The 1,616-nt window shown below is 45.2% G+C and carries 1 protein-coding gene; it reads left to right on the top strand.

Annotation, left to right across the window (positions count from 1 at the left end; translation table 11 throughout):
* The coding region (locus ACM0OR_RS28105) for a cadherin-like domain-containing protein (protein ID WP_414579690.1) at positions 1 to 1,616 on the top strand (1,616 nt) is incomplete at both ends.

The following is a 1,616-nucleotide window of genomic DNA, read 5'->3' as shown; positions in this document are numbered from 1 at the left end:
ACCCACCTTAGCCGATATTGATAATGATGGGGACTTGGATGCTTTTGTGGGGAATAATCTTGGCAATACCCTGTTCTACCGCAACACGGGAACTGCGGCTGCACCCACCTTTACCCCAGAAGCCACCAACCCCTTCGGACTAACGAATGTGGGGTCTTATGCTGCCCCCACCTTTGCCGATATTGATGGGGATGGGGACTTGGATGCTTTTGTGGGGAATAATCTTGGCAATACCCTGTTCTACCGCAACACGGGAACTGCGGCTGTACCCACCTTTACCCCAGAAGCCACCAACCCCTTTGGACTGACAAATGTGGGGTTTTCTGCTACACCCACTTTTGCCGATATTGATGGGGATGGGGACTTGGATGCTTTTGTGGGGAATTATGACGGCAATACCCTGTTCTTCGAGAATGCTCGTACTTTAGGCAACACTGCTGAAGATACCGCCATTAACATTACTGCTGCTGACTTGTTACAAGGTTTCAGTGATGTAGATGGTGATACTCTCTCTGTTGTGAACTTAACTGCTGATAACGGCACTTTAGTCAACAACAATAATGGAACTTATACCTTCACCCCAACTGCTAACTTTAATGGTACTGTCACCCTTGACTACGGTGTCACTGATGGCACAGATACCTTAGCTGGACAAACTCAGACTTTCTCTGTGACTGCGGTTAATGATGCTCCTGTTGGTTCACCAACTGCAACTTTAGGCAATACTGCTGAAGATACAGCCATTATCATTAATGCTGCTGACTTATTAGCAGGGTTCAGTGATGTAGAAGGTGATACCTTATCCGTAACTGGTTTGACTGCTGATAACGGTGGTTTAGTTGATAACCTGGATGGTACTTATACCTTTACTCCAACTGCCAACTTTAATGGTACTGTCACCCTCACCTACGATGTCACCGATGGAACAGATACCTTAGCTGGACAAACTCAGACTTTCTCTGTGACTGCGGTTAATGATGCTCCTGTTGGTTCACCAACTGCAACTTTAGGCAATACTGCTGAAGATACAGCCATTATCATTAATGCTGCTGACTTGTTAACAGGTTTCAGTGATGTAGATGCTGGTGATACTCTCTCTGTTGTGAACTTAACTGCTGATAATGGTGCATTAGTCAACAACAATAATGGAACTTACACCTTCACTCCAACTGCTAACTTTAATGGTGCTGTTACCCTTGACTACGGTGTTAGTGATGGAACAGATACTTTAACTGGACAAACTCAGACTTTCTCTGTCACCCCAGTTAATGATGCTCCTGTTGGTTCACCCACTGCCACTTTAAGCAACACTGCTGAAGATACAGCTATTACCATTAATGCTGCTGACTTATTAACAGGTTTCAGTGATGTAGAAGGTGATACCTTATCCGTAACTGGTTTGACTGCTGATAACGGTGGTTTAGTTGATAACGGTGATGGAACTTATACCTTCACTCCAACTGCTGACTTTAATGGTACTGTCACCCTTGACTACGGCGTTACTGATGGAACAGATACCTTAACCGGACAAACTCAGACGTTCTCTGTGACTGCTGTTAACGATGCCCCCACAGTAGCAAATGCGATCGCAAACCAAACCACTCTAGAAGATGGCT

The sequence above is a fragment of the Anabaena sp. CCY 9402-a genome (assembly GCF_963920945.1).
Lineage (GTDB): Bacteria > Cyanobacteriota > Cyanobacteriia > Cyanobacteriales > Nostocaceae > Trichormus > Trichormus minutissimus.
This window is presented reverse-complemented; position numbering and strand designations above follow the sequence as displayed.